Annotated in this window: 7 protein-coding genes; 1 reads left to right on the top strand and 6 read right to left on the bottom strand. The window is 54.4% G+C overall.

Annotation, left to right across the window (positions count from 1 at the left end; genetic code table 11):
• The first annotated feature begins 177 nt into the window (after positions 1–177).
• Entirely contained in the window at positions 178–327 is a 150-nt protein-coding gene (locus tag RTI30_RS11460) for a hypothetical protein (RefSeq protein WP_312283803.1), read from the top strand.
• Positions 328–384: 57 nt separating this feature from the next.
• On the opposite strand, the gene RTI30_RS11455 is transcribed toward RTI30_RS11460, so the two are convergent.
• The 6 genes from RTI30_RS11455 to RTI30_RS11430 all read right to left on the bottom strand — a co-directional run.
• Positions 385–1,839 (bottom strand): hypothetical protein, encoded by a 1,455-nt coding sequence (locus RTI30_RS11455; RefSeq protein WP_312283802.1) that lies wholly within the window; start codon positions 1,837–1,839, stop codon positions 385–387.
• Positions 1,836–3,269, bottom strand: a complete 1,434-nt coding sequence (locus RTI30_RS11450; RefSeq protein WP_312283801.1) for a glycosyltransferase — start codon at positions 3,267–3,269, stop codon at positions 1,836–1,838. Before RTI30_RS11450 ends, RTI30_RS11455 begins: the two co-directional genes overlap by 4 nt.
• Before the next feature lie 108 nt (positions 3,270–3,377).
• Positions 3,378–4,139, bottom strand: coding sequence for a hypothetical protein (locus tag RTI30_RS11445; RefSeq protein WP_312283800.1), 762 nt, complete (start codon positions 4,137–4,139; stop codon positions 3,378–3,380).
• An 18-nt stretch (positions 4,140–4,157) separates the two neighbouring features.
• Positions 4,158–4,868, bottom strand: coding sequence for a C39 family peptidase (locus RTI30_RS11440; protein WP_312283799.1), 711 nt, complete (start codon positions 4,866–4,868; stop codon positions 4,158–4,160).
• A 65-nt stretch (positions 4,869–4,933) separates the two neighbouring features.
• Entirely contained in the window at positions 4,934–6,265 is a 1,332-nt protein-coding gene (locus RTI30_RS11435) for a hypothetical protein (protein ID WP_312283798.1), read from the bottom strand.
• Positions 6,266–6,318: 53 nt separating this feature from the next.
• On the bottom strand, positions 6,319–6,939 hold a 621-nt coding region (locus RTI30_RS11430; protein ID WP_312283797.1), incomplete at its 5' end, for a hypothetical protein.

The following is a 6,939-nucleotide window of genomic DNA, read 5'->3' as shown; positions in this document are numbered from 1 at the left end:
AAAATAGTGGTATTTCGATCAGCAATGGGCCTCATGGCGTTTTTTTTGAGATTCTGGATCAACGGCAATGCCTTCTTCGGCTAGATCAGATCTTCCCTAAGCATAAGTTCATCTTTTGCGGACCGCATTCAGGGTCAGACAAAGGTTCGTGCTTTGGGCGGAGCTTGGACACCGGTCGTGGGCAGTGAAGCGAATGTGGCGGTGGCGAATTTAGGAATGACCTATGCATTCAATACTGATACTTCGCTAATTATGAATTTGGGCATTGGTTTGACCAGTAGCGCGCCAAATTTTCAGTTAACAGCAACCATTCCTTTCAATCTGTGAAGTCTAAAGCCCTTGGGTAAAAATCCGAGGGCTTAAGATAGATGAAATAGTCGATAGCTAGAATGGAATAGACATGTTGGCCTCGACATAGCTGCGATGATATCCCGGACCACCGCCGTAGGCATTTGCAATTTCGCTGTATCCACCAGTGAAGCGTAAAAGACAATAAGGTGCCACTAAACCGCTTAACGTTCCAAAGAAATCACGAACACCGGATGTTGTTCCGTCTATGGTCTGAGAGCCAAAACCAGAGTAAAATCGGAGCGTCCAGTAGGGTGAGAATTTCTGCACATAAATGAAATAGCCAAGAGCCTCCCGATAATTTCTCGGATTAAAATACCCATCGTAAGCGACTATACCACTGTGATATTGGCGATAATAGCCCTGAATGCCAAGGCTAACAGGCCAACGTCCTAGACTTACAAACTCTGGCGTGGCCTTAATTACGAATCCATCTCTCTGATTTCCATCAGAAAATATTTGGTGAAAATAATCCGCCCCCAGGGTGCCAACGTCGCGCCAGCGAGCGAAACCCCCAGCATCAATGGTATTTACCAGAATATGGTTTTGCACGGCGGTGTTGGTGCGAATGGGTTGGCGATCAAAACCAACATTCAGACCCCAGCTATCGCTGGGTTGATAGAGAAGTAGGCCATTCAGCGTCGCATAGGTCCAGCGGCCAGACGTGCCAAGGCCGGCAATGGCGGAATATTGCCAATTCTTATTGACAACGCTCGACCAGCCTCCGCGAATGGCGCTCAGGCCAACCTGTCCTACGGAGTCCCCAATCTGAGTTTGTTGAAAGCCAAATTGCCAGAAGGTCGGATTCAACTGTGGATCACTTAGGGGGCGGCCCGGCCAAAGCACATTCGCTGAGTAGATCTGGTTAATATTGTGATCAATATCACTGCTGTAATGCACTCCAATATCGATTTTAGGGCGCAGTGCATAGCTAATGTAATTATCAGCGTAACGATAAAGCTCCTTTTGCCAACGCGGGCCAGTGTACTCGCCATTTGGTGCGGCATACCTCAGGTTTTCTTTACCCAGAATATTCCAATTCAGTAGATTGGCGGCGATGGCCGCCTGGAGTGCGGCTAGGTGATCGCTACCTCGATAAGGCGCAACAGTGTCAAAGGCCTCTCGCGGCCGTCCCACCCCGATGAGTGCCCTAGCAAGTCCTGTGGCCATAGTTTTCTTATCACTTTTGCTGTGGGAGAGCTCCAGCCCCTCGCGATAACTACGCTCTGCTTGGTGTTCATTACCTAACCAGAGGGCCGCATAGCCCATGCCCGCCAGAGTGGGAATGCGATCGGCTGTATATTTTTTAGGGTTCTTTCGGATTTCTGCCATTGCCTGCTCGAAGGCATCCAGCGCCTTTTGCGGATGATCCGAATTCAGCGCCTCTCGGCCCAGCCGGATGTGGCTCGCTGGATCAGCTAAGGCCGAACTTAGCCCCGCAAGAGACAACGCAAAGGCAACGGCAAGTTGATGTAGTAAGGGGCGGTTCATTTAGTGCCCCAGTTTTTGCCCAGTCGTAGTGCTTCAGAGGCATACCCTGCTATGGATGCGGGACTTATAAGAAGCTGCGACAAGAACACATAGAGAATCATGCCGCGGAAATTTTTTCGAACTTTCAATCCCCGCTCTTTGAACATACTTCTTTGGGCCAAATAGATAACGATGTTGTTGAGGCCGGCTAAGGGAATTAGCAATAAAGTGATCGGGCCAGCTATCAAATAAAAACCGAAACAGGCGGCAATTACCCCGGGCACGAAAAAAAGCAGGTAGCTCACATCTAGAAACGGGAACATCAGATTGAAGATAACAAACTGCAGAGTAATACGGGGAGTGAGCAAGATCCTTGGATGCGCGCGCAATGCCTCGAACATGCCCCGCGCCCAGCGCCGCCGCTGGCGAAAAAGCTGGACATAGGTTTCGGGGACGTTGGTGAAGACGACGGCATTTTCGGCATAGCCGATGCGATAGCCCTTGCTCAGCATGCCCCAGGACAGGACGATATCTTCTCCAACCACGGGTGCCCAGCCGCCTAGTTCGAGAAGGACGGATCTCTCGTAGAGCGAGAATGCGCCTTGAGCTACCAGCGTGCCCTGGTAGAGACTCTGGATACGTTTGACGATGGCTATGCCGTGAAAATAGTCCCACTCTTGCAGGCGGGTGACCCAGGTCTTTCGAGAGTTGCGAACCGCAATCGCTCCGGCAACGGCGGCGGTGTTGGATGGGTCGCAGAGGTAGCGTCCCACCAGGTATTGCAGGGCGTCCTTGTAGAGAAAGGTATCGGCGTCCACGGTGATCACAAGATCGTAGCGGGCGCATTTTAGGCCGGCGTTCAGGGCGCTGGCCTTGCCGCCATTGACGGGCTGCCGCACTAGGCGTAGGCGCGAATCCTTCACGGCCTCTACCTGAGCTGCAGTCTGATCCTGGGAGCCATCGTCGATGACGATGACCTCCATTCCCCCAGGGTAGGACTGGGACAGCACCGAGCGCAGGGTGTCGGTGATGGTGTGCTCCTCGTTGTACGCAGCAATGAGAATGCTGATGGCCGGGTAATGGGCGATTTCGGCCAGGGTGGGCCTTCTATCCAAGAGGGTGCTGAAGAATACGAAGCCTGATATATAACCCGGTAGTACGGCCACACCCAGAATGATGAGAATGGTCAGGATCGGACCTATGACGCTGTCGAGACTATTTATCCAGGGCAAGGCGATCCAGAAACTGAACAGCACCCAGAGGACTGCACCAATCTGGGCGAGCACGAATTTGGTGATGACTGGTATGTAGAGGACTGGCCTACGCTTTGTGACTGGTTCTGACGCCCGAACGGTGGCGCTGTGATTGCCACGGATCTGCCCCGAACCCCGAGGCTCTGCGGTCCACTCATGCGCTCCCTCCCCGAGTTTCAGGGAATGCTCCTCTTTCATGGCAGTTTCCTCTTATGTTCTAAATTGTTCCTGCTCTAAGCTAGACAAAGCCTCTGGTGGGAGGCTTTGTGGATGCTGAAACCACGCCGGAAGGTTAGCCTGAAGCCATCAGGGCTGCGGCATGGCTGGCATGAGTGCTGGGTTTAGCTGAGCAAGGTCAAGGCCCTGGCTTTTGATCGGATCCACGCCCAGGGTCAGCTTCATGGTATTTTGGATGGCATTGAGATTAGACTGCACCTGAACCATCTGAAATACCCCATTGCTCCCGATACCCTGCTGGATGGTATTGGCACCGTTGTTTATCAGCATCGACAGTTGCCCGGGTGCGACTGTCATGGTGACGTTGCTCGTATGGGTTGTTCCGTACTGGGCCATAGTGGTTTCTCCAGTCGGTAGGTTGCTGATGGCTGGTGCGCCTTTGATGACGTTGAGGCTCATGCCATTCTGGATGTAATTATCGTTACCGCCGATTTGAATGGCTTGTGTCACGCCCTGGATGTTCTGAAGACCGGAGCCGTTCATCTGGTTTGCGGGGTTGGCAACTTGCCCCGGCATGCTGCCCCGTGTGCTGTAGGTAATGGTGGGCATGAAGGTCGTACCATTGCTATTAAGAGCGACGTTGAGGTTGCTACTCATGCTCATGGGTGTCTTGCCGGCGGTGCTGGTCCAGTTGGTTTGCATGGACACACCAAAGTAGACGATTTTTCCACCAATGACGCCCTTGCCAACGATATTGGCCAGCACGGAATCGGGGACCGTGGGGCCGGCAATGGGAGTGATGGACGCCAACGTCTGGGCAAGAGCGGCACCGGCGGGCAGCAGGCACAGACCTGTCAGGATGAGAGATGATTTCCAGCTTAAGGTATGCATGATGGCTTCCTCGTTATATCAAAAATATTTGGCGATATCGTAACCAAAATGAGCGGGTTGCAGCGGTATCTTGGGTAATTGGCCATGCAAGAGACGCATGGCGCTGGGTGCCTCCACGGGAGTCAACAAGACAGAATGAGGCTCAAAGCCCTTGCCAAATACTGCAAAAACGATCTTGTTCCAGTCTTTCAAGAATTCTGCCTTGGGCATGACCCGATTACCCAGTGCAGGATCAGCCAGATAGACGTGCTCCGAGCTGGTTTTTTCGAGCACTACAAAATGCTTATAGCCGCCGAGGTCGAGCAGGACAATGACAGGGATGTGAATTTTTTCTAGTTCAGCGGGGGTGACCACATAGCCTTCACCCTTCAGACCAATCTTTTCCACATAGCGTTTCAGATCAAGCATGGAGAAACCAACTTTCTTGACCTCTTCGGCATTGCTCACGGTAAAGAGCCCTTTCATCACCGAGGCTTCTGTCACGTCCTGGCCAAAGCCGTACTTGAGGATGGTGGCCAGCGACGCCGCGCCGCAGGAGAAGTCCGTATGCTGACGAACCACGTGGATGAAGTGCATCCCCACCATGCTGCGAACTGGGATGTTGAGAACACCGGCGCCGGGAATGATGTTGCCGAAGGGGGCGGCAAATAGGGGGGAGCTCTGCAGTACCAAAGCCGCTGCAAGAACGCTAGCGCTCAGGATATGGGATATGGCAGACCGTAATACCATGGCAGGCTCCCGTCGATCGAAACCAAAAACTGCCACCCCCGCGGGGGTGGCAGAGACCAAGTGGATTACTTGGTCGCGCTGGCGATGGCCAGAGTGTTGACCTGCTGGTTGCCGTTGCCGGAAGCCACGTTCAGACCGATGTTGCCAGAGGCGCCGGCCAAGGCGCTGCCACTGACGTTGCTGTTGTACATGGAGCCGACGGTCTCACCGCCATTGTAGTAAGCAACTTGCTCAACCGGAGCCGAGGCGTTGCCCATGGCCTTGGGAGAGGCGATGGATGCCATAGCCAAGCCATTCTCCTGCTGGTTCTGCGCACCAGCCACCACGTTGATGGCGATGTTGCCAGAGGCGTTCTGAGCCGCGTTACCATCGACCGTGGCGCTGTCTTGCACGCCGGTGTCCATAGTACCGTTACCAGCGGCAAGCTGGCTGGCGCCAGCAGTCGCGTTGGCATAGTCCGTGGTGCTGTTGTTGGCGTTGCTGGTAGCGCTCAGAGCGGTATTGTTACTCTGCTGGTTGCTGTTACCGGAAGCCATGCTAACGCCGATGTTGCCAGAGGCGCCGGCCAAGGCGCTGTTCCCCAATCCGGCAGCATTGTTGGCATAAGACCAGTTCCAGTAGTAGCTGCTACCCTGAGTCGTGCCGTCCATGATCATGGATTGTGTGGCGTTCACATTGGCTGTGGCGCCGATGGGGTAACCCTCATGATCGTTGTTGGCGGCGGTGGCAATCGCCAAGCTGTTGCTCTGCTGGTTGCTGATACCCGCTGCCTCATTGACACCGATATTGCCGCTGGCATTCTGCAAGACGTTACCGTAGAGGCCCGTCTCGTTGCTGCCGCCAACCTCGTGGCCGTAGTTCAGATTGCTATGGTTGAGGTTCAGGGCTGAGGCCTGCGTAGCGCCGACGCTAGCATTGGCGTAATCCGAATACTGGGCAGACGAAGCAGCCATATTGTTGCCCTGCTGGTTGAAGATACCAGAGGTCATGTTTACGCCGATGTTTCCAGAGGCACCTGCGAGTGCGCTGCCGATAAAGTCGACGGCATTGGCGCCGTTCATTACCTGCCAGGCGTAATCTAGCAACTCGCCTTGGTCCGCATTGATGCTGGCGCTGGAGGCAGCAGCGTCGTCGACGTTGGTGCTAGCAGCCAAGGATCCGGCATTGGCCTGCTGATTCTGGGAGCCGGTGGCGATATTGAAGCCGATGTTACCGCTGGCATTTTGGCCCGCGTTGTCCTCTAGGACGGCATTGCCGGTGGCGTTGAACACAGAGCCCTGCTGGTTCATGGCGCTGGTCTGGCTGTTGCTGACGCCGGCGCCTGCAAAAGCCAACGGAGCGGCCACGAGGGCGGCAACGGCGATGGCGATGGGGCTTAACTTACGGATGCTATTCATGATACTCTCCTATGGTGAGGTTGGAACAAACGAGTGAGCTACTTCACGACTTGCTACTGAATCACTCCGGGAGCCACCCCGAGAGCGAAACTGTTTGCTGAGGCATTGCCAGAACCCGACACTTGGTTCACCTGGGCAATGCCTCCTGCACCTTTGAATGCGGTATTTGCTACCGCGACACTACTTACCTCTTCCTTGGTGGTTTTGCTTGCATTCGTTGCCGTCAGACCAGATAGGTTGCTTGCCAGCACATTGTTTGCGACTTGTTGGGTCGCGCCAAGAACGATCCCCAGCTGATTACTCTCTGCGTTGTTTGCGCCCGATGCTTGGTTAATCGCCATGATACCCGTCGTGCCGCTGAAGGCATGGCCGCTAATCTCGGCTGACTTTACATTCTCGTCGTCTTGCGCAGCGCCGCCTGCTGTCTGGCGTACCGCAGTACTGGGGGCTACGACCCCTTGGCCATTCGGGCTCATGATGATACTGGCAACATTTGCTTGTAGGTTGTTGCTACCCGCCGCCATATTGGTCATGATCGCACCGTGGACACCACTCATGGCGTTATCGGAGATCTGTGTCAACGGCCACCAATATGGCGCCATTTTAGGGTCGGCATAATGGCGCCATCTCAGGGTCGCTGTAATGGCGCCACTCCGGGGTCGGCATAATAGCGC

It is taken from the genome of Candidatus Igneacidithiobacillus taiwanensis, assembly GCF_031962545.1.
Classification (GTDB): domain Bacteria; phylum Pseudomonadota; class Gammaproteobacteria; order Acidithiobacillales; family Acidithiobacillaceae; genus Igneacidithiobacillus; species Igneacidithiobacillus taiwanensis.
The sequence above is the reverse complement of the archived record's forward strand: the minus strand, read 5'-3'. Positions and strand labels throughout refer to the sequence as shown.

Coding starts and splice junctions, on each gene's coding strand:
- RTI30_RS11450 (WP_312283801.1), bottom strand. CDS start 3,269: ATGAAAGAGGAGCATTCCCTGAAACTCGGGGAGGGAGCGCATGAGTGG.
- RTI30_RS11440 (WP_312283799.1), bottom strand. CDS start 4,868: ATGGTATTACGGTCTGCCATATCCCATATCCTGAGCGCTAGCGTTCTT.
- RTI30_RS11455 (WP_312283802.1), bottom strand. CDS start 1,839: ATGAACCGCCCCTTACTACATCAACTTGCCGTTGCCTTTGCGTTGTCT.
- RTI30_RS11435 (WP_312283798.1), bottom strand. CDS start 6,265: ATGAATAGCATCCGTAAGTTAAGCCCCATCGCCATCGCCGTTGCCGCC.
- RTI30_RS11445 (WP_312283800.1), bottom strand. CDS start 4,139: ATGCATACCTTAAGCTGGAAATCATCTCTCATCCTGACAGGTCTGTGC.